The sequence below is a fragment of the Mariniflexile sp. genome, from assembly GCF_052728615.1.
In genome coordinates this window covers 46,229-68,513 of the sequence record NZ_JBFVFE010000005.1, presented here as the reverse complement: position 1 = coordinate 68,513, position 22,285 = coordinate 46,229, and the positions used below count along the sequence as shown (strand labels likewise).

At 37.5% G+C, this 22,285-nt stretch carries 13 protein-coding genes and 2 pseudogenes; 11 read left to right on the top strand and 4 right to left on the bottom strand.

The window, feature by feature from the left end; translation table 11 throughout:
- Positions 1–101 precede the first annotated feature (101 nt).
- Together thrC and ACU1LP_RS03600 are read left to right on the top strand one after the other, a co-directional pair.
- Complete coding sequence (gene thrC, locus ACU1LP_RS03605; RefSeq protein WP_445735584.1) at positions 102–1,394, top strand: threonine synthase; 1,293 nt, start codon at positions 102–104, stop codon at positions 1,392–1,394.
- A gap of 243 nt (positions 1,395–1,637) precedes the next feature.
- Positions 1,638–2,774: a putative porin gene (locus ACU1LP_RS03600; RefSeq protein WP_445735583.1), complete on the top strand. Its 1,137-nt coding sequence runs from the start codon at positions 1,638–1,640 to the stop codon at positions 2,772–2,774.
- A 288-nt stretch (positions 2,775–3,062) separates the two neighbouring features.
- On the opposite strand, the gene ACU1LP_RS03595 is transcribed toward ACU1LP_RS03600, so the two are convergent.
- From ACU1LP_RS03595 to ACU1LP_RS03585, 3 genes are all read right to left on the bottom strand, one after another.
- Positions 3,063–5,687, bottom strand: a complete 2,625-nt coding sequence (locus ACU1LP_RS03595; protein ID WP_445734637.1) for an MGH1-like glycoside hydrolase domain-containing protein — start codon at positions 5,685–5,687, stop codon at positions 3,063–3,065.
- A gap of 520 nt (positions 5,688–6,207) precedes the next feature.
- A complete protein-coding gene (locus ACU1LP_RS03590; protein ID WP_445730799.1) occupies positions 6,208–7,005 on the bottom strand; it encodes a lysophospholipid acyltransferase family protein in 798 nt (265 codons plus the stop codon).
- Positions 7,006–7,055: 50 nt separating this feature from the next.
- On the bottom strand, positions 7,056–7,697 hold the full coding sequence (locus ACU1LP_RS03585) for an NUDIX hydrolase (RefSeq protein ID WP_445730800.1): 642 nt from the start codon (positions 7,695–7,697) through the stop codon (positions 7,056–7,058).
- A 4-nt stretch (positions 7,698–7,701) separates the two neighbouring features.
- Between ACU1LP_RS03585 and ACU1LP_RS03580 the strand changes: the two genes are divergently transcribed.
- The 9 genes and pseudogenes from ACU1LP_RS03580 (at position 7,702) to ACU1LP_RS03540 (ending at position 19,709) form a co-directional block, all read left to right on the top strand.
- The gene (locus tag ACU1LP_RS03580; protein ID WP_445730801.1) at positions 7,702–8,415 is read left to right on the top strand and encodes a peptidylprolyl isomerase; all 714 of its coding nucleotides are present in this window, start codon (positions 7,702–7,704) and stop codon (positions 8,413–8,415) included.
- Between the two features lie 327 nt (positions 8,416–8,742).
- Positions 8,743–9,442 (top strand): annotated as a pseudogene (locus ACU1LP_RS03575) (DUF4372 domain-containing protein); the annotation flags it as partial.
- A gap of 48 nt (positions 9,443–9,490) precedes the next feature.
- Positions 9,491–10,627 (top strand): annotated as a pseudogene (locus ACU1LP_RS03570) (IS630 family transposase).
- Positions 10,628–10,742: 115 nt separating this feature from the next.
- Positions 10,743–11,642, top strand: a complete 900-nt coding sequence (locus ACU1LP_RS03565; RefSeq protein ID WP_445735582.1) for an aldose 1-epimerase — start codon at positions 10,743–10,745, stop codon at positions 11,640–11,642.
- Positions 11,643–11,845: 203 nt separating this feature from the next.
- Positions 11,846–12,994 carry a galactokinase gene (gene galK / locus ACU1LP_RS03560; protein ID WP_445735581.1) on the top strand — a complete coding sequence of 383 codons (1,149 nt, stop codon included), beginning with the start codon at positions 11,846–11,848 and terminating at the stop codon, positions 12,992–12,994.
- A gap of 17 nt (positions 12,995–13,011) precedes the next feature.
- Complete coding sequence (locus ACU1LP_RS03555) at positions 13,012–14,031, top strand: UDP-glucose--hexose-1-phosphate uridylyltransferase (protein WP_445730804.1); 1,020 nt, start codon at positions 13,012–13,014, stop codon at positions 14,029–14,031.
- 185 nt (positions 14,032–14,216) lie between these two features.
- Entirely contained in the window at positions 14,217–15,779 is a 1,563-nt protein-coding gene (locus tag ACU1LP_RS03550; protein ID WP_445735580.1) for a hypothetical protein, read from the top strand.
- A 224-nt stretch (positions 15,780–16,003) separates the two neighbouring features.
- Entirely contained in the window at positions 16,004–18,499 is a 2,496-nt protein-coding gene (locus ACU1LP_RS03545; RefSeq protein WP_445735579.1) for a DUF2339 domain-containing protein, read from the top strand.
- Positions 18,486–19,709, top strand: a complete 1,224-nt coding sequence (locus tag ACU1LP_RS03540) for a hypothetical protein (RefSeq protein ID WP_445735578.1) — start codon at positions 18,486–18,488, stop codon at positions 19,707–19,709. The genes ACU1LP_RS03545 and ACU1LP_RS03540 overlap by 14 nt, the downstream gene beginning before the upstream one ends.
- 270 nt (positions 19,710–19,979) lie before the next feature.
- On the opposite strand, the gene ACU1LP_RS03535 is transcribed toward ACU1LP_RS03540, so the two are convergent.
- A complete protein-coding gene (locus ACU1LP_RS03535; protein ID WP_445735577.1) occupies positions 19,980–22,079 on the bottom strand; it encodes a DUF5723 family protein in 2,100 nt (699 codons plus the stop codon).
- Between the last annotated feature and the right edge of the window lie 206 nt (positions 22,080–22,285).

The window sequence follows — 22,285 nt, the reverse complement described above, 5'->3', positions numbered from 1 at the left end:
GCTATCGGGAGAAGCAAGCTGTTCAATGAAAAACTTTAAATTAAAAATATAATTACGAATTACTAATAACAGATTCCTGCCTTCTCAGGAATAAACGAAACATGAACTACTATTCACTAAACCATAAAGCTCCAAACGCTACTTTCAAAAACGCTGTTATAAAAGGTATTGCGCCGGATAAAGGCTTGTATTTCCCTGAGACCATTACGCCACTTCCCAAAACCTTTTTTGGAAATATTGATAACTTATCGCATTCAGAAATCGCTTTTGAAGCCATCAAACAATTCGTATCTCCTGACATCCCGGAAGCTATTTTAAAAACGATTGTTGAAGAAACATTATCGTTCGATTTTCCCGTTGTAAAACTCACCGATACCATTTCTACCTTAGAATTGTTTCACGGACCCACCATGGCGTTTAAAGATGTTGGTGCGCGTTTCATGGCGCGCAGTTTAGGCTATTTTAACCAAAATAACGACAGGGAAGTCACTGTATTAGTGGCAACTTCTGGTGATACCGGTGGTGCCGTAGCCAATGGGTTTTTGGGCGTTAAAGGTGTAAACGTTGTGATACTCTACCCTAGCGGTAAAGTGAGCGCTATTCAAGAAATGCAACTTACCACCCTTGGACAAAACATAAAAGCCTTGGAAGTTCATGGCACGTTCGATGATTGCCAAAACATGGTAAAAACCGCTTTTTTAGATGAAGATTTAACAAACAACATGCAGTTAACTTCTGCCAATTCTATAAATGTAGCACGTTGGTTACCACAATTGTTCTACTTTATGTTTGCTTATAAACAGTTGCATAAAGAGCACAAAGACATTGTTTTTTCGGTACCAAGCGGCAATTTCGGAAATGTGTGCGCGGGCATGATGGCACAACAATTAGGCTTGCCCATTAGCCATTTTGTAGCTTCAAACAATGCGAACAATGTGGTAACCCGTTATTTAATATCGCAGCTATACGAACCAAAACCTTCGGTACAGACCATTAGCAATGCCATGGATGTGGGAGCGCCAAGTAACTTTATCCGTATTCAGGAAATCTACAAAAACAATTTCAGGAGTTTGAAAGAAAACATGTCGTCTTACAGTTTTTCAGATAAAGAAACCAAAGCCGCCATGTTAGAAATATTTGATAATTACAACTACGTAGCCGACCCACACGGAGCTGTTGGGTACTTAGGGTGCAAAGCCTATTTAAAAGAAAAACCAAACGCACACTGCGTGTTTTTAGAAACCGCACATCCTACAAAATTTTTAGATGTGGTTGAAGCAGTGGTTAAAGTAAAACAAGCGTTACCAGAGCAAATTCAATCGGTTATGGGGAAAGAAAAAGAAGCGGTGGTTATCTCTAGTTATGAAGATTTAAAAAATTATTTATTGAAATAAATATTGTTTATCAAATTATTTTGTTCAAATATTATATGAACTTATCTTGCCTTTTTGTTTTTAACCGAAAACGAGATAAAATTTGTTCAGATGAGGCACTTTTTGAAAGGCATAGCATCGCTACGCATAAAAAGGTAACGAAATATGGACGAATTTTAGCCATTTTTTAGGAAATAGAAAAAGTCGAGATGAGTTCTATATGCAATTTAAACCAGTCCTTATTTAAACACATGATCTAGTAACATGCACTTACGAATTATATTTTTTCTGTTCTTAATTTCATGGCCCTTCACATTGATGAGCCAAAACGAAACACCTTCAAAATTACAGTTTAATGCGGATTTCAGATTTCGAGTTGAAGAAGATTGGAATTCAAAAAAATCGGATGGCAGTTTTAGGGATGACCGAACACGCTGGCGCTACAAAGCAAGGGCAGGATTTCAATATGATTACAACCATTGGGCCTCTTTTGGTGCCAGGATCAGAACAGGAAACCCTATGAAGCAACAAGACCCACAACTTACTTTAGGTGATGATTTTAGTGAGTTCAACATCCTACCTATTGGGTTTGAAAAAATCTACTTTAAAGCCGAACAAGACGGTTATGCCTTTTGGATTGGAAAAAACACCTTTCCGTTTGAGAAACAAAACGAACTGTTTTGGAGCGACAACGTATATCCGGAAGGGGTTTTCTTGAAAAAGAAATTTAAAATGCAAACAGGTGTTTTGAACAACCTAGACCTAAGTGGCGGGCATTTTATATTAAGAACCAACGGAACGTCTTTAGATAAAGACAGTTATTTCCAGGGGCTACAAATCGCAACATCATTATTGGACAAAAAAGCTAAATTATACGGAGGGATGTATCAATTTAAAAACATTCCCAATATTCCCGACGGTGCCGAAACCTTTGTTTTTGACTATTCTATTCTTAATATAGGCACAAATATTAGCTTACTGAAAAGCCATGATTTGAATCTTGAACTGGATTATTACAACAACTTGAAAAATTATGGAAGTAATGATTCCATTGCACCAAATTTAAAAAACCAAAAGAGGGGCTTCGTTACCGGCTTAAATATTGGACATTTAAGTAAAAAATCTGATTATGCCTTTAAAGTGACTTATAGCTATTTGGAAAAGTATGCCGCTGTTGATTTTCTTGCACAAAATGACTGGGCAAGATGGGACTACTCCTCTTTTAATTCTCCAGATGGGCGTTTAACAAATCTTAAAGGTGTTGAATTGGTTGGAAGCTATTTACTTGATAAAAACATCAAATTAACCCTAAAATACTATAAAGTTAATCAGCTTATAACTTCTGGAACTGCAAAAGAAACTGGCGACCGAATAAGACTGGATTTGGACGTTAAATTTTAGAATCGTTTTATTGGGAACCACTTGACTTTGCCAGAAAAAAAAGAGCATAAATTTGCTTAATAGTCGATTTAGTTAATTTTATACTGTAATGTCCGTGCGTTGGGGATTACCCATGCATGTTATTTTGATAAATTCGAAATCGTGAATGCTTTGCATTTGCAGCGGTATCCTTTTTTGAGGCACGAAAAAAAGATATAGCGAAAAGCCCGACCCACAGGGCCAAATGACCAATAATTTGCATCACGGGATCGCTTCAGGCGTACCTCTTTCGCAACAACGTTTCCATCATTATTTATCCGCGTCCATTTCCATAATCAAATTGGCTATTAAAGCAGTCCAACCTGTTTGGTGCGATGCGCCTAGACCTTTACCGTTGTCGCCATCAAAAAACTCATAAAACAAATGCAGGTTTTTAAAGTGTTCGGATTTTGTAAAATGCTTGCCGGCATTATCGGAATGGTATTGGAATTTACCCTCATTATCGACTTCAAAAAGTTTTACCAATCGCTTGGTAAGTTCGTTGGCAATTTGCTTTAGGTTGAGTTTGTTGCCAGAACCCGTGGGGAATTCGTATTGATATTGGTCGCCGTAAAAGGTGTAATACTTGCGCAACGACTGAATGATCATATAATTTAAAGGCATCCAGATAGGACCGCGCCAATTGGAGTTGCCACCAAACATATTGGAACGGCTCTCACCGGGTTCGTATTGAATTTGATGCTGCCCATGGTGCTGGAACACAAATGGATGTTTTTCGTGGTACTTGGAAAGCGAACGAATACCGTAATCGGACAGAAACTCGTCCTCGTCCAACAAGCGTTTAAGGAGGTGTTCCAGCCTAAAACCACGCATGATGGCGAACAGATAATTGCCATCGGCATTGGTTTCGTCCAAATTGGTTATTAAGGAGGCTAGGTCTGGACGGGTTCTAATGATTTCGTTGGCCCGCATCCTAAATTCCTTTAATTCCTCAAACAGGTCTTTATGCATGATCTCGACAGCAAACATAGGGATAACGCCCACCAAAGAGCGCACCTTTAAACGATCGGTAGCACCTGTGGCCATTTCAACCACATCATAATAGAAGTTATCTTCGTCGTCCCAAAGCGAAATATCCTTTTTCCCAATGTGGTGCATCGCCCATGCTATGTTTAAAAAATGCCTGAAAAACTTGGCTGCCGCTTCTTCGTATATTTTATTGGTTTTAGCAAGTTCGAGCGACATGCGCAGCATATTGAGTGCGAACATGGCCATCCAACTGGTGGCATCGGCTTGTTGCATTCTGGTAATTCCAGGTGGCATGTGGTTGCGGTCGAACACCCCAATATTATCCAACCCTAAAAAGCCTCCTTCAAACAAGTCGGTGCCACTTTTATCCTTTTGGTTTACCCACCACGTAAAATTGATAAGTAGTTTTTGGAAAGCTTTTTCTAAAAATGCGGTATCACCTTTGCCTGTATAGTTTTTATCTTTTTCGTAAACGTTCCAAACGGCATACGAATGTACGGGTGGGTTTACATCGCTAAAATTCCATTCATACGCCGGAATCTGCCCGTTAGGATGCATGTAGTTTTCTTTTAGCACCAACAAGAGCTGCTCTTTTGCAAAATAGGGATCTATTTCCACAAAGGACGCCATGTGAAAAGCCAAATCCCAAGCGGCGTACCACGGATATTCCCATTTATCGGGCATGGAAATAACGTGCCGGTTGGTAAGGTGCTGCCAATTATAATTCCGAAGGTTGGAACGGTTTGGTGTGGCTTCGCCAGGGCCCCCAAAAAGCCACTTAAACACATCGTTGTAATAGAATTGTTTGGTCCAAAGCAAGCCTGAAAAAGCACTTTTGGCTATGGCTTGGTGGGTTTCTGGAATTTCGGCATTAATGGTTTCATTATAAAACGCTTCACATTCGGTAATGCGTTGATGGAATACTCCTTCAAAATTGGTCCAAGGGTTTTCTAATTTATTTTTGCTCAGGCGTACTTTTACTGTTTTTTCTTCGCCTGCATCTAGTTTTAATTGATGCCAAATAGCCAATTTTGAGCCGTTCTTTTGTGGGTTTACGGTGGGTTTACCATTCACCACATGGTTGTTGATGCCATCTTTAACATAATCGACATCGTTTTTAAAATTGTATATGCGTTTATTGTTGGTCTCGTTTTCACAAAATAGCTGTTCGCCATCTTTATGATAAAAATAGTACCTCCCATTCCGTGCGCTTCTGGATTGCACGGAAGTATGTGAAACGGACTTCATGTTGGGACGCGCATGACGTTTGTTGTGTTTCCAAAAATTACGAAACCAAAGATGCGGTAGCACATGGATATCGGCCGTTTCAGTGCCTCTATTAATTACGGTAACTTTCATAAGAATATCATCTACATCGGCTTTGGCATATTCAATATAACAATCAAAATAGGCGTTGTTTTTAAAGGCCGAGGTGTCTAGCAATTCATATTCAGATTCGGCTCTGCTTCGCTGATTTCGATGCACCAGGTCGGCATAAGGAAATTCATTTTGCGGATATTTATAGAGGTACTTGCAATATGAATGCGTGGGCGAAGATACCTGATGGAAATAGAGCTCTTTCACGTCCTCGCCATGGTTTCCCTGATTGTTGGTAAGCCCAAATAAGCGTTCTTTCAAAATGGGGTCCTTGCCATTCCAAAAGGCAGGTGCTAAACACAATATTTCCTTTGAGTCGCAAAAACCACCGATGCCTTCTTCTCCCCAACGGTAGGCATTGCTCCGGGCTTTTTCATGGTCAACAAATTCCCAAGAGGTGCCATGCTCGCTATAATCTTCGCGAACCGTGCCCCATTGCCTTTCTGCTAAGTAAGGGCCCCATTTTTTCCAGTGTTTATAATTATCGGATATTGCCAGTCGTTCTGCTTCTATACCTTTTTGAACCATATATTTTGAATATATAAATATTATATTTTAAGAATGAATTTAGTTGGTTGAAAACAACATTTTTTTGCTATTTGTATGCGGTTGGTTATTCCCATGAGGGGATTATAGGGATGTAATCCATATTAAATAACGTGAATAATGGACAACCATATTGAGCCGAAAATGTCCCTTCCCCAACCTTAAAGGATGATACATTTTCTACATTTCAGGAATTTTTCCACCCTTTAGGGAGGGAAAAAAGAAAAATTCAATCTTAATTTTCTTATCCGTTATCCACGTTAAATAACACCTCCCTAACTTTCCTCAAGAAAACCAACGCTCCTAATAATGATCTCGAACCCATGCTGTTTTAATTGGGGGCTCTAAAATAAAAATAAGCCTTTTTTTTTTGAAGTAGCTGTGTTGATAAAAAGTAGTGCCTAATTACTGTTTTTGTTAGGTTTCTTTTTATATTCCCAGAAAAAATCCTTCATAAATTAACGAACCCTCAAGTCCGTAAAAAAGTATAAAAGCTTATGCACTACCACTCCCGTAATTTGTTAAGAGCTTCTTGGGCCTCTACCTCTTCTTGCGAAATGACCTTTAAAAAGGATGGGTGTTGTTCTATGGCAAATTCTATGCGCTCTACTATATCATCGTAAGATTCCTTATCATAATCTATAACCAAGGGTTCTTTTATTTCGATGGTTTGAAGAATGTTTTTCTTTTTAACACGCAAACCTTTTTTATCGAACGACCTCCTAAAGCCATCAATTACAATAGGCACTACCACAGGTTTGTAACGTTTTATAATATGAGCGGTCCCTTTTCTAATGGGTTTGAAAGGGGTTGTGGTACCTTGCGGAAAGGTAATAACCCAACCATCATCCAAAGCCTTTCCAATACTGGAAATGTCGCTCATTTTTACTTGTCGGTTTACGTCTTGCCCCTCGGCTCTCCAGGTTCTTTCAATGCTAATAGAGCCTACATACGCTAAAATTTTAGGCAACAAACCATCTTTCATGGTTTCTTTGGCAGCCACATAGTAGATATTGAGCTTAGGGTTCCATAAATACCCCACGTTTTTAATAGAGTCCACGCGTCCGCTCAAGCTAGCATTGAACACATGGAACATGGCCACCACATCGGCAAAATACGTTTGGTGGTTAGAAATAAACAGAACATTTTTATCAGGTAAGTTTTTAATGATTTCAGAGCCCTCTATTTGCAGTTCGTTAAATCCACGAAAACGTCTATGGGTCAGGGTCCCCAAAATTCTAATGAGCCACTTTTTTATAAATAAAATATGTCCGAATGGATTTCGTTTAAACAATGCCATAAATCACACGTCAAATTAGTTAGTTGGTACAAATGTAATAAATCTATAAACTACATGAGTTGTTTTAACAAGTCTTTAATCTCACTCAGCATCATGGCGGTGGCCCCCCAAACCACGTAGTTGTTAAGTTTAAACGCAGGCACCTCAACATCAATGCTGTAGGACGTTTGCACTTTTTGAGTAATGATGTTGGCATCATCCAAAAAATGTTGCACCGGTACTTCTATAATGGCTTCAACCTCGTTATCTTCCTTTATAAAGCGTGGTGTATTTTTTGAAATGCCTAAAAACGGATGTACATAAAAATTGCTTGGTGGGATGTAAACTTCCGATAATCTGCAAATTACTTCTATGTCCTTTATTGGCACCCCTATTTCTTCAAAAGTTTCTCTTACCGCAGCATCTTGAAGTGATGCATCCTGTTTTTCCAATTTACCTCCCGGAAACCCTATTTGAGCGGAATGCACCCCTTTGTAGGTGTTCCTTAAAATGAGAACCATGTGGGTTTGGTGGTTTGTATCTGGGTAAAACAAAGCTAAAACCCCGGCCTGTTTCGCCTTTTTTATGGCTTCTTTTTGGCGTTCCAACAGCTCCTGCCGAAAAGGTGGCACCATTTTATAGTGGGATACTAAGGCTGGTAATGGTATATTTTTTATTTTTGAAATTGAAATTGAAAACTCATCAAAATTCATTGGTATGCGCGTTATTCTAGTTTTATGTATTTTTTGTTTGTTTCTGAACTGTGAAGATAAACAATCTAAAAAGAAAAAAACAAGTGATGTTACCAAAACAGAAGCGACAAAAAAAGAATTTGTTGAAGACCCTGAAGACACTACCGATACCGCCGAAAGGCAGTACCCAAAACTGGATTCTAAAAAAGCGATGTACTTTTTTTTGGAATATGACAAACATCACAAAGAAAACAAAGTACGCATTACCACCGATTTTGGTACCATTGATATTTTATTGTTTGATGAAACGAAATACCACCGGTCGAACTTTATTTTTTTAACCAAACAACACTATTTTGATGGGACACAGTTTTATAGAGTGATTGACAATTTTATGGTACAGGCAGGAAATAGCGACGACAAAAAAACAGCCAGAAAACGTGGGCATATTGGGAAATACTTGTTGCCTGCAGACACCAAACGTGGGTTTAAACACGACCGAGGTGCGGTTTCCATGCCCAGTAGCGAGATTGATAACCCCCATAAATTGGCATCACCTTATGAGTTTTTTATTGTGCAGCAAAAAGGTGGCGCCCACTTTTTAGATGGCGATTATACCATTTTTGGGAAAGTTATAAACGGCATGGATGTAATCGATAAAATTGCTGCCGTTGAAACCGATGCCGCCGACTGGCCGCTTAAGAATATTTATATCAGGAAGGTGGAGATTATTCAATAAAAGTTCCAAGTTCAGAGTTCAGAGTTCAAAAATCCAAAAATCGTTAGTCGTTAATCGTTGGTTTTTTCTCTCGCAAACAAAGGCGCGAAGACGCAAAGGTTTAAAAGCTTAAATCAATACCATAACAATCTATATCGATTTTTTTTTTAATAATTTCGACATACATATAATGAATGTCGATTGAATCGACATTGGTATATAAAAAAAAACAATAACTAATATATGAAAACGGTCTATAATAAAGATTTGCCTTCACTACTATCCGAAAGTTGAAAAATAAAAGTGTCTGAGAATCCCTTATTTTTGTTTTGAGAAAAAAAATAATCAATGGGACTCTTCAGACGCATCAAAAACAACAAAAAACCAGTACTTCGCCAAATCATAGATTTAGTTCCACGTTGGATGCTTGATTCCTGTACCAAACAATTTAAAACTGATAAAGGGTGCAGTAAATACAGGACTTATGACCAATTTGTAGCTTTAACTTTCGGACAGCTCAATAAATGCTATTCTTTGAGCGATATATCTACTGGAATCGGGGTTTGTGAGACCTTCATTGGTGATTTGGGATTAACTCAAAGTCCAGCCCGTTCAACGATGAGCGATGGCAATAAAAAACGCAACTGGCGAGTCTATGGAACCTTGTATAACAAGCTTCTAAGGCATTATGATAGACTGTTGAAACAAGACAACCATCGCACCATTATTGAAGAAATCAAAGACCACAGCATCAAATTGATAGACAGCACCTTAATCAGCCTGTGCTTATCCATGTTTGACTGGGCAATCCCGATAGCTATCGGGACGGACAGCAAAAGGCGGTTTGAAAATACACACTTGCTGGGATGGTGCTTTGCAGATACCGGACTTGGTAAATATTACAGAAACCAAAACACACGACAGGCATGGTTTAGGGCAAACCATTTTTGCCAAGATCACCATAATTGTTGAGGACAGGGCCTATTTTGATTTTGCCTTGATGCTCAACCGGATACTTGCAGAAAACATTTTTGTAATTAGTTTTAAGTTAATCTAGATATGATGTATTTATTTTATATTTTTTCTAAAAAAGCAAATGGTACACTACACAATAAAACTGAAAAAGGAGGAGGTAGAAGAGCTAAGCAAGATAATAAGTAAAGGGAGCCACACCTCGCAGGCCTTTCGCGCAGCGTATATTTTATTGAATTGCGACAAAGGCGAATTTTCCGCAAATACCGATATCAAGAATGCGGAGATCTGTAAAGTCCTCAAGCTGGGCGAAAGGACAATAGACAGGGTAAAAAAGAAGTTCATTGAAGAAGGGTTCGAGGGCGTACTGGAAGGGCGGCCTTCGGCCCAAGTCTACACTAAAAAGGTAGATGGGGATATTGAGGCAAAACTGGTTTCACTTTGCTGCAGTGAGCCGCCAGAAGGGTTTGCAAAGTGGTCCCTCAGGCTATTGGCGGACAAGATGGTCGAGCTGGAATATATAGATTACATTTCGCACGTAACGGTTGGCGAGGTGTTAAAAAAAACGAACTTAAACCTTGGAAAGTAAAAGGCTGGGGTATCCCGCCGGGGCAAAGCAGTGCCTTTGTGGCCAATATGGAACAGGTGTTCGACACCTATAAGTTGGCGTATGACGAGGATTTTCCGTTTATATGTATGGATGAACCACCCAAACAGTTGATCGAGGAGATTGCATCGGCCCCGATAAGACCTGGACAGGGAGCCAGGGTTGATTATGAGTATTCAGGCACGGAATGGTCAATGTTTTCATGGTAAACGAACCCTTGAAGGGCAAAAGAATGGTTGAGGCCACAGAATTCAAGACAAAAAAAAGATTGGGCAAGGTTTATGAAGCGGATAGCTGACCCAGATGTGCCCAAAGGCAAAAAAGATAAGGTTGGTAATGGATAATTTCAAGACCCATGACGCATCCGCTTTTTATGAAACATCCCCGCCAGAGGAGGCAAAAAGGATCAGGGGCAGGTTTGAGTTCGTTTTCACGCCCAAGCATGGGAATTGGTTGAACATGGCAGAAATAGAACTCCACGTACTCAACGGACAGTGCCTCAACCGCCATATCGATACCATTGAAAAGATAACATCAGAAATAGAAGCATGGCAAAACCACAGGAACAACAAGGATGCTAAAATAAATTGGCAGTTTACAAACGATAAGGCAAGGATAAAACTTAAAAGACTTTACCCGTCAATTTCAAGTTAACACAACACTAGATAAATTACCATATTAAGCGTAATAAATACATTTAACATAGGCTGTGTTTAAAATTCACTCCATATATTTGCAATATGACAGTATCCACTAAATATAAAAGCCATTGTACACTATTAATCACGTAGAAAACAGTTCAAATCAATTGGAATTGATTGAAATTGAAAGTCAAGATAAATCTTCTTATGCCAAAATACATGTAAACTTAGGTGCCAGTTTACAGGAATTGAAGCTAAACAATAAGAAAGTTATGGAAGATTTACATCCATTAAAATATAGCGATACCTATGCTTCTTCCATTTTATTTCCATTTGCCAATAGAATAAAAGATGGCACTTATTCATTTGATGGCAAACAATATGCCTTTAAAACCAACGAAACTGGCAATAACAATGCACTACACGGTTTGGTTTTCAACAAAACGTTTCAGGTGGTCAAGGAAGAAAAAAACGAGGATTTTGCTTCCGTTACATTATTTTATAATGAAGAAAATGAATCTATTGGATTTCCGTACACCTACGCTATCCACGTGGAGTATATTCTGAAAAAAAATGCTTTAGACATCCATATCAAAATTGTTAACACCGATTCAAAAGCATTCCCATTTACTATCGGCTGGCACCCTTATTTTACAAGTAGTAATTTATATAACAGCACCTTGCATTTTGATAGTGATAAACAAATTGTGTTTGATGACAGATGCATCACCACTGGTGTAACCGATATTGAAAACACACCTGTATTTGAAATTAAGGACAAAAAATTGGATGATTGTTTTATTTTAAACACCAACCAAACACAGTTTAACACACCTGATTATCAGCTTTTTATCAGTGCATCTTCAAAAGAAAATTTTTTACAGATATATACCCCACCAAGAGCCAACACCATTGCTATTGAGCCTACTACGGGCGTATCGGATAGTTTCAACAACAACATAGGGTTACAAACATTAAAGCCTAAAGAAACCTATCAACTAAACTGGAATGTTACTATAAAAGATTAAATTACTAACAAAACTTTAAGTACATGACAAAAATTTATTAACATCAAATCATTAAAAGAAGCTCCTTCAATAATTCCTCCCCTTTTTTCAAGGGGGAGCCTGTACCGAATTTATTTCGGTATGCCGATAGGCGGAGGGATCAACTTTAATAGTTATTTTAATGAAATGTTTTTTTTGTCATGGATTAAAAACAAAACAATACTATGGACACAACACTGGTTAATGACGTGAAAACAGGTTTTAAAAGTAAATTTGGAGCAGAGCCTCTGCTTATTTTTTCCCCTGGAAGAATTAATATTATTGGCGAGCATACCGATTATAACGACGGATTTGTGTTTCCTGCCGCTGTTGATAAGGGCATTGTGGCAGCCATTCAAAAAAGCGATTCAAAAACATGTATGGCGTTTGCTATTGATATGGATGAAACCATTGCATTTGAATTGGATAAACTAAAACCTTCGTCTGAAGGAAGTTGGGAAAATTATGTGTTCGGGGTTATTGCCGAAATTCAAAATAGAAATAAATCGGTTGGCAATTTCAATATTGCTTTTAGCGGCGATATACCTTCTGGCTCTGGTATGTCATCGTCCGCTGCTCTGGAAAATAGCGTGGTTTATGGTTTAAATGAACTTTTTAATTTAGGGTTGACCAAAACCGAAATGATTTTTATTTCGCAAAAAGCGGAACATAATTATGTGGGCGTAAACTGTGGTATTATGGATCAATATGCCAGCATGTTCGGTATAGAAAACCATGCGCTTTTATTGGATTGCAGAAGCATTGAAGCGAAACCTTTTGAAATCAATTTTAAAGACCACGAGCTTATTTTAATAAACACCAATGTAAAGCACAGTTTATCGGACAGTGCTTATAACGACCGACGTTCAGCCTGTGAAAACATTTCAGCCTTGTTGGGAATCAAAGCATTAAGAGATGCTACAGAAACCGATTTATTGAAAATTAAAGACCAAGTAACTCCTGAAAACTATCAAAAAGCACTGTATGTGATTCAAGAAAACGACCGCGCCGTAAAAGCTTCCAAAGCGATGACCGATGGTGATTTAGAAACACTTGGTGCTTTAATTTATGCATCGCACAACGGCTTGTCCAAACAATATAAAGTGAGTTGCGATGAATTGGATTTTTTAGTGGAACAAGCACAATTGAACGGCCATGTTTTAGGAGCAAGAATGATGGGCGGCGGCTTTGGGGGTTGTACCATAAACTTGGTGGCAAAAAATGCTTCAAAGGCTTTTAAAGAAGCGGCTTCAAAGGCTTACAAAGAAAAATTCAACAAAGACTGTTCCATTTATTCCGTAAAACTATCGGACGGCACGCACGTCATTAACTAATTAAACACCTTATTAAAATGAATTCAGATTTACAGGATTTTTCACATAAACGATATAATATATTAACAGGCGAATGGGTTTTAGTATCGCCTCACCGTGCGAAACGCCCTTGGCAAGGACAAAACGAAGCGATTTCAAACGAAGTACGACCTGCACACGACCCCAATTGTTATCTGTGTGCCGGAAACACGAGGATCAATGGCGAGGTAAACCCACAATACCAAAATGTTTTTGTTTTTACAAACGACTTTGCTGCACTTCAAACGGGTTCAAAAAACTTTAATGTGAATGATGGCTTATTGATTGCGCAAAGCGAACAAGGTATTTGTAAAGTGGTTTGCTTTAGTCCGGACCACTCTAAAAGTTTAGCCGATATGGATGTTAAGGATATTGAGAAAGTGGTTTTTGCATGGCAGAAAGAATACACCGAACTCGGTAACAATCCGCTTATAAATTACGTCCAGATTTTTGAAAACAAAGGGGCTGTTATGGGCTGTAGCAATCCGCATCCGCATGGTCAAATTTGGAGTCAAAGTACCTTGCCAAATGAAGTTGATAAAAAAAACAGTCAACAATTAAATTACTTTAAGAAAAACAAAAGTAGTCTTTTAGGCGATTATCTTGCTCAAGAATTGGATAAAAAAGAACGCATTATTTTTGAAAACGATGCCTTTGTGGTGCTTATACCGTTTTGGGCCGTTTGGCCTTTTGAAGCGATGATAGTTCCTAAAAAACATCAAAAAAGTATTTCAGATTTAAAAGAAAACGAGTCTTTCCTGTTTGCCGAAGCTATTTCGGTTATTACAAAAGCTTATGATGCATTATTCAATACTTCGTTCCCATATTCGAGTGGTATCCATCAAGCACCCACAGACGGAAAAGACAACGGGCATTGGCATTGGCACATGAGTTTTTATCCGCCCTTGTTGCGCAGTGCTACGGTAAAGAAATTTATGGTTGGTTACGAAATGTTTGGTTCGCCACAGCGTGATATTACGCCCGAAGTGGCCGCTAAAATGCTTCGCGACTTGGTGTAAATATTATTGGGAAACTAAAATCATCAAACCCTCCTCATTTCTATAAATCGAAATTTGTCCTCCCTTGAAATAGAAGTGAGGAGATTAAATGCGGCCCTGTTTTTAGATAAACTTCATCAAATTAATCCGTAACATACTAATTCATAATTTCAAAAGTTATATTTTTGAAATGTAATTAAATTTTCATGATGCGCTATCTCTATTTCCTTTTAACCTTTTGCTTTTTAATACTTTGGAGTTCTTGCCGAAAGGATTTTGATTTTTCCCCAAGTACAGGAACGCTTCAATTTTCAAAAGACACCGTGTATTTAGATACTGTTTTCACTAATATTGGCTCCAGTACCTACAATTTAAAAGTATATAACCGAAGCAATAATGATATATTGATTCCTTCCATCAAACTGGCATTGGGCAATAGCTCTAATTACCGATTGAACGTGGACGGGATAGCAGGTAAAACCTTCCAAAACATTCAAATACTGGCTAAAGACAGTATTTTTATTTTTGTTGAAAGCACCATTGATTTCAATAATTTTTCAAATCCGAATGGCAAATTTTTATACACCGATCAAATAGAATTCGATGCGGGTGCTAACCTCCAAAAAGTAGAACTCGTCACTTTAGTGCAAGATGCTATTTTTATTTATCCCAACAGAGATAATTCCACCAAGGTTATTGAAACCCTAAAGCTCAATGTAGGTGGCGAAATTTTGGAAACAGCGCTACAAGGTCGGGAACTACGACCAAACGAACTGACCTTTACCAATACAAAACCCTATGTTATTTACGGCTTTGCGGCGGTACCAAATGGGGAAACCTTGACCATAAATGCTGGAGCCCGTGTGCATTTTCATGATAATTCTGGGCTTATAGTTGCCGAGGGCGCTTCCTTAAAAGTGAATGGTGCTTTTAGTACCGACCAAAAACTACTGGAAAACGAAGTTATTTTTGAAGGCGACCGTTTGGAACCCGGTTTTTCGGATATTGCTGGGCAATGGGGCACGATTTGGCTTTTTGGAGGAAGTTTGAACAATACCATAAACTACGCAACCATTAAAAATGCCACCGTGGGTATTTTATGTGATGGCAACCCAAATGTGCCGACCGAAAAATTAAAGATCACCAATTCGCAAATATATAATTCGAGTAGTTTTGGGATATTGGGCAGAAACACCTCCATTAAAGGCGAAAATGTGGTGGTAAACAATAGTGGGCAATCATCGGTAGCGGGTACTTTTGGCGGAAAATACAATTTTACCCATTGTACCATAGCCAATTATTGGAATGGTTCCAGACAATTGCCGTCTTTACTTTTAAACAATTTTGTTTTGGATGAAGACAATAACGCTACCATTACCGATTTAACACAAGCCAATTTCAACAATTGCATAATATACGGAAATGACAATCCTGAAATTTTATTGGATGAAATTGAAGATGCCTCGGTAGTTTTCAACTTTAAGTTTACCAATTGCTTGATCCGTTTTCAAAACAACAACAATAACTTTAAGGGGCCTAATTACGACTTGACTGATACGAACCATTACGTTGGAAACATTTTTAACAAAGACCCAAATTTTAAAAATGCCAATGAAAACATGCTGATTATTGGCGAAAAATCGGAAGCGAAAAATAAAGGACTACCAAGCTTTGCAACCCAAGTTCCTTTTGATATTTTAAATGTGAATAGAACGGCTGCTCCTGATATTGGGGCGTACCAATATATTGTTTTTCCTACTGGAAATTGATGGCAAAGAGATAATACAGTGTTGGTAGCACATTATGAACTCATTTAAGCTTTTCCAATTGGCTAAAACCTGTTTACCGGCAGGTCGGAATTATCCTTTTGCACCCATTTCTGCGTGCCAAAACCGCAACTTCACATCCACAAAACACATTATCCAACAAAACCCAACAACCTTATCTTTTGCAAAAAAATAGATTATATTTGATTTCCAACTAAAAAAATATCATGGAGGAGTTTCTCATATTAATTGTCATAGTTTTAGTCATAATTATTCTTTCTAAAAACAATTCACACCGTAAGGAAATAAACAATTCCATTGACGGCATCCATCAAAAGCTAAATCAACTCAGAAAGGAACTGTCATCTCTTCAAAATCCTGATTTTAAACCTAAAGAAGAAGCAAAACCAACTCCGAAAGTTGCCCCGGACATTATAAAACCGGTAGAGCAAAAACCCGTAATTTTATCACAAAAACCAATAGCGGCCGATGTTGTTTCAAAACCCATTGCTGTACCAAAACCTTTACCAGTAACCAATCCTTTAAAACCCCAAGCACCAATGATGCCCAAAAAATCTTGGTTTGAAAATTTTAAAGAAAACAATCCCGATTTAGAAAAATTTATTGGAGAAAATCTTATCAATAAACTCGGGATTCTGATTTTAGTTTTGGGCATCAGCTTTTTTGTAAAATATGCCATTGATAAAAACTGGATTAATGAATATGCACGTGTTGGCATAGGGATTTTATCTGGCTCGTTGGTAATGGCAATTGCACACAAACTCAAAAAAAATTATGCTGCTTTTAGTTCGGTCATGGTGGCTGGTGCTGTAAGTATCTTTTATTTTACCATTGCCATTGCGTTTCATGAATACCACTTGTTCAATCAAACGGTAGCGTTTATTATCATGGTGGTTATTACCGCCTTTAGCGTATTGATTTCGGTGGCTTACAACAGGCAAGAATTGGCGGTTTTATCATTGATTGGCGGATTTGCAGTGCCATTTATGGTAAGTACCGGAAGTGGCAATTACATGGTATTATTTACTTATATCACCATTTTAAACATCGGTATTTTAGCAATTTCATATTTTAAAAAATGGAACATCGTTACCATATTATCATTTCTTTTTACCACCTTACTTTTCTTTTCGTGGGTTGTAAAAGAACTTTTCAACGACACCTTACCGCATAGTGGCGCATTGGCCTTTGCCACCTTATTTTATTTTGTTTTCAGCATCACGGTTGTTTTAAACAACTTACGGAACAAAGGCACTTTTTCATTGATTGAATATGGAATCCTGATTGCGAACACCTTCTTTTTCTTCGGAATTGGGATAACCATCATTCATGATTGGGAGCTTCAAATAAAAGGGGTGTTCACACTTTCGTTGGCGGTATACAACCTCATATATGCCATTATTCTTTATAAAAAGTTTGGATTGGACAAAAATGCCATTTATCTACTTATAGGTTTAACATTAACCTTCGTTACCTTAACAATCCCAATTCAATTTAAAGGAAATCACATTACGTTATTTTGGGCAGCCGAAGCGGTTTTATTGTTTTGGCTATCACAAAAATCAAAAATCAATGGCTTTAAATGGGGTGCGATGGTCGTTCAATTTTTAAGTATTGTTAGTTTGGTAATTGATTGGGGGCAAAAATACGCGTACACAAATGAAGATGATGCATTGCAACTCATTTTAAACCCCATATTCATTACGGGCATCGTGGTAATGGCAGCATTAATTGCCACCTATACTATCATTAAAAAGGAAAACGTAAGTTTTAAATTTTTAGGTTTCGATTTATTCCCTTATTACAAAAACCTGGTATTGATTGTAGCCATTGGTATGGGCTATTTGGTTGGTTTATTGGAAATCGTTTACCAATCCAATCAATTTATTGCCAACAAGCCATCGGCACTTTCATTTGCGGTTGTGTATCATTTTGCGTTTAGCGCGTTCTTGTTGTACTTTGGCTTAAAAAGTAAAACCATCTTCTTTAAAAAAGGAGTTTTATTGCTTGCCATTGCCAATATTGTTCTTTACATCCTGTTATTCTACAAGCTTGCTTCAAACGAGATGGTGGCTAATTATAATTTGGAATTGAATTATAACCATGCTTTTATTTTCCATTATATCATTCTTGCGTGTTTGGTTTACTTTGGGATTTGTCTGCTAAAATATTCCAAAGAAAATCCGGTTTTCAACTTTTTAAGTCCAAAATTGGCACTTTGGCTTTTTGCTTTCGCCATTGTTTATGTTTTTAGTGTCGAAGTGATTATCCATAGTCTAAAATTCGCCCCACAATTGGTTGATGTCAACCAACTCAACAGCAGCTTTCCTAAAAAAGCAATCGATAATCACTATTTTGACGACTACGGCAGGATCCAATATATAAACAGTGCATTTGATGCTGTAAAACGCCAAATCATCAAAATAGGCTATCCTATTCTGTGGGGAGTTTTATCGTTCCTGTTTTTAATTATCGGAATAAAAAGACAATGGAAACAACTCCGTATCATTGCCCTTTCCCTTTTAGGAATCACCATCATAAAACTTTTTGCTTATGACATTAACAACGTATCTGAAACAGGAAAGATCATCGCCTTCATCCTTTTAGGGGTGCTTATTTTGGTCATTTCCTTTGTATATCAAAAAATTAAAAAATTAGTGGTAGATACCGATACTCAAAACCACCCCGATGCTCATGTATAAAAAGCTTATAAAACTGTTCTTATTGCTTTCAACGGCAACCCTGGTTTCCCAAAACTATAGAGGAACCATTTCAGAAATAAAAGAAAACGGATTCCATAAAATATTGCTGTTACCAGAAGTGCGTTCAGCAAGTGTATCAAACACCAATTATTTTCGAGTTTTAGACAGCAATAAAAATGAAGTGCCTTATGTATTGCTGAATGATGAAAGCACTCTGCAATCTTCATATATACCATTTACTTTCGAAACTGAAAATAACACCAAAGATTCTGTTACTACCATTATAATTGAAAATAAGAATAAGCTAGAACTAGACCACTTTACATTTAAAATCGCCAATACCAAAGTCAAAAAAACATATAGCATCAATGGCAGTAATGATAAAAAAGAATGGTTTGGGTTGGCTACCAATCAATTGTTTTTCGGGTTGAATGAAGCTGAAAAAACCACGGTGGAGCAAACTTTTTCGTTTCCGTTAAATGATTATGCATTCCTGAAATTTGAGTTTAATAACAAAGAATCGCTACCGCTTCAAATTCTAAATGTTGGTTTTTATGAAAATTTGTTTTCAACGGTTCCTCAAGTGGAAATTATCGATTTCAAAATAAAAAACAGTACCAATAAAAAAAATAAGACAACGCAATTAACGATCACTTTCACTAGGCCACAACATATTGAAAGCATGGCTTTTGATATTGAAAATGAGGTGTTTATGCGTAAAGCAAAAATTTTGGCGAATAAAACCAGAACCATCAAAAAAAGAACAGAATCCTATCAAGAAAATGTGTTTGATTTTGAACTGCACTCTGGCACCCACAATACCTTTGAATTACCTTATATTTTTGAAAAAGAGATTATTATTGAAATTGAAAACAATGATAATCCGCCACTAAATATCAAACATTTAAAATTTTTCCAAAAGCCCCTTTATGTGATTTGCTATTTAAAGAGCCATGAAACTTATGAAGCCATCGTTGATTCCACATTACAAAAACCAATCTACGATTTGGTTAATTTTAAAACCACTTTTAATGCTGATTTACCACAAGCAATCATTACAAATTTTAGTAAAATAAATACTGAAAATAAATCTGCTTCAGTCGAAAAATCATTTTGGCAATCCAACGCCTTTATGTGGGCCAGTATTCTATTGGCTATATTGGTAATTAGCTATTTTGCTTTAGGCTTGTTAAAGGATTTGAAAAAATAGTACTTAGTTTCTTAAAAAACCAATGTTGTACGCTGTTAATGGTATGTCGTTAATTTCCCTAATTTTTGCTTGGTTATTTTTGTACCTTACCTGCGGCAGCTACCGTGTACCCATATCTTTTAAGGCAATAGTTGTTTTGTCCATAGGGCATCAAGCATTGTGGAAACAGATGGGTCCCTAATATTATACTCCGTAGGAGTTATACCCCTACATACGATTTTAAACGCCAGTTATGTAATATTGATTTTTTTATCAATGAACTAAAGCTTTTTACTTTACCAAATTTATCTCAACTCTACGGTTTTCGGCACGTCCAGTGCTTGTAGCGTTATCTGCCATGGGTTTGCTTTCACCAAAACCTCTTGAGGTCAATCGATTTGAAGCTACCCCTTTTTCAATCAAGAAAGTCATTACAGAACTTGCTCGCTCTTCCGATAAGGTTTGGTTCAATTTATCACTTCCAACACTATCGGTATGGCCTTCTATTGAAAACTTGGCATTAGGATACTGTCCTAGAATAGTAACAATTTCATTTAAAACACCATGAGATACAAACTTGATAGTTGATTTGCCAGAATCGAACAAAATGGTTTTTGCATAGGTATTTAATGTTTTTTGAACTTCTTCGGTTACTTCTGGTGTTAATTCTGGGCATCCCTTGTTGGCAACAGTGCCAGGTACATCCACACAATCATCGTCTTTATCCAAAACACCATCTTTATCGGTATCTTTCCAGGGGCAGCCATGGTTTTCTTTTGGCCCTGCCACTTCCATACAATCATCAAGAAAATCTAAAACACCATCCTCATCTTTATCGCCCCATGGACAACCATGGTTTTCAATGACACCTGATACGCCTGGGCATTCATCAACATTATCCGGCACACCATCCAAATCTTTATCACCCCATGGGCAACCATTGTTCTCAATAGGGCCTGCATCCTTTGGGCAACCATCTAATTTATCGATCACCCCATCGCCATCCCTATCTTTGGTTCTTCCTTGGTAAATAGGTATTTTTAAACCTGCATACACATCGGCACCTTTACTGTTATCGCCCGTTAAAGCAGTAATAACCGAACCTGAACCAACATACAAGGGCCCTGCCCTTAAACCAGCGCCCGCTTGAAATCCGTTATTTTCTACCATGCTTATTGGCACATAAAAACTAAACCATTTACTTTCAAAACGGGGTGTTAACGACACGATGTTTGAAATACGGCTTGCGTTTTCCTTATCTTTAGAAATAAGCGAAAAATCGGTGTTTAAATTAACATAAAACTTGCTATTGAAACTCCAATCGGCGTTTAAGTGAAGGGCAGTAGGCAGCGTTGCCTTGATGCCTTGAGAACTTGATTGTAAAGTATAGAAAGTGCTTAAAATATCATCAATATCATCGGCATTATCAAAATCTTCTTCACTCACCCCTGTATTTGTAATATCGTAAATATCCTGTAACCCTTCTTTATATTTAATACTTCCAAAATCGGTAATAGATAAACCTATCTTTAATTTGTATTTGTTTTTATCTTTTTGGGTATATGTATCACCATCTGAATTGGTTGTGGTATAATTTGCATGGTTTGGTCTCCATTCATAAACAAAACCTAAATCGGCGCCAAAACCAGTAGCCTCCGGAAGTTCATAATCATAACTATCATTATCAAAATTGGCATAACGGCCGTAGGTTACTTGACCGGTAGATGAAATACTACCCGCTGTGTTGCCACCTCCCAAATCGGTTCCATCGGCATCATAATCTATGGTAACATTTTTACCAACAGCATAAGCGGTACCACCACCTTGAAGATATTTTAGGGTAAGGCCGCCTTTTAAAAAGTGTTCGTCCTTGGTAAATAAAACTCTAGCATACGTAGCACCAAGTTCTGCCCAAGCATGGGAAAAAATATTAAAATCGCCTTCGTTTACGTTAAAATCATCTGTAGTATCATCATCAATAGCGTCGATGGTGGTTCCATTAATGTTATTAACATTCACAACAGATCGTGCTCTGGTAAAAATGGCAATGGAGCTATTATTATTTAAATTGAACATAAATGCGGGTCCCATAACATCCATATTCACGCCTAAATTATTATTTGTAGATGGATATTTTTTTGCTTCCAAATCAAAGTCATAACCATCTTTAATAGCATCCATAATGTTTACACCATAATAATCATTTCCGCCAAACACACTAACGCCTATAAGGTTAATATCGGTTTTAAAACGAGAATCCGTTATGGTGGCTGGGTTGGAAACAACACTGTTTACACCACTGTAATTATCGGTAAGAAACCCGACATAAGATTGTGCCTCCACACACAAAGCACTTATGGCGAATGACACTAAAAAGGTGATTTTTTTCATAATATTTAATTGTTAGATTTGGTTATCAATTTTGAGGCAAAAATAAACGTTTCTTGTTAAAATATGTTAAAATTCTTTATAAAATACAATCATTGGTCTAAACTTCCATTATGATGTTTCTATTTATCAAAATTACTTATTGAATTCGTGACGTGAAGATGCAGAAAAATAGTATGGTTTTATCAAATACCACCTTTAGCACAGTT

What these genes read in the sequence shown, in the direction of transcription:
- thrC (WP_445735584.1), top strand. Translation starts at nt 102, where the DNA reads ATGAACTACTATTCACTAAACCATAAAGCTCCAAACGCTACTTTCAAA.
- ACU1LP_RS03600 (WP_445735583.1), top strand. Translation starts at nt 1,638, where the DNA reads ATGCACTTACGAATTATATTTTTTCTGTTCTTAATTTCATGGCCCTTC.
- ACU1LP_RS03595 (WP_445734637.1), bottom strand. Translation starts at nt 5,687, where the DNA reads ATGGTTCAAAAAGGTATAGAAGCAGAACGACTGGCAATATCCGATAAT.
- ACU1LP_RS03590 (WP_445730799.1), bottom strand. Translation starts at nt 7,005, where the DNA reads ATGGCATTGTTTAAACGAAATCCATTCGGACATATTTTATTTATAAAA.
- ACU1LP_RS03585 (WP_445730800.1), bottom strand. Translation starts at nt 7,697, where the DNA reads ATGAATTTTGATGAGTTTTCAATTTCAATTTCAAAAATAAAAAATATA.
- ACU1LP_RS03580 (WP_445730801.1), top strand. Translation starts at nt 7,702, where the DNA reads ATGCGCGTTATTCTAGTTTTATGTATTTTTTGTTTGTTTCTGAACTGT.
- galK (WP_445735581.1), top strand. Translation starts at nt 11,846, where the DNA reads ATGGACACAACACTGGTTAATGACGTGAAAACAGGTTTTAAAAGTAAA.
- ACU1LP_RS03555 (WP_445730804.1), top strand. Translation starts at nt 13,012, where the DNA reads ATGAATTCAGATTTACAGGATTTTTCACATAAACGATATAATATATTA.
- ACU1LP_RS03550 (WP_445735580.1), top strand. Translation starts at nt 14,217, where the DNA reads ATGATGCGCTATCTCTATTTCCTTTTAACCTTTTGCTTTTTAATACTT.
- ACU1LP_RS03545 (WP_445735579.1), top strand. Translation starts at nt 16,004, where the DNA reads ATGGAGGAGTTTCTCATATTAATTGTCATAGTTTTAGTCATAATTATT.
- ACU1LP_RS03540 (WP_445735578.1), top strand. Translation starts at nt 18,486, where the DNA reads ATGCTCATGTATAAAAAGCTTATAAAACTGTTCTTATTGCTTTCAACG.
- ACU1LP_RS03535 (WP_445735577.1), bottom strand. Translation starts at nt 22,079, where the DNA reads ATGAAAAAAATCACCTTTTTAGTGTCATTCGCCATAAGTGCTTTGTGT.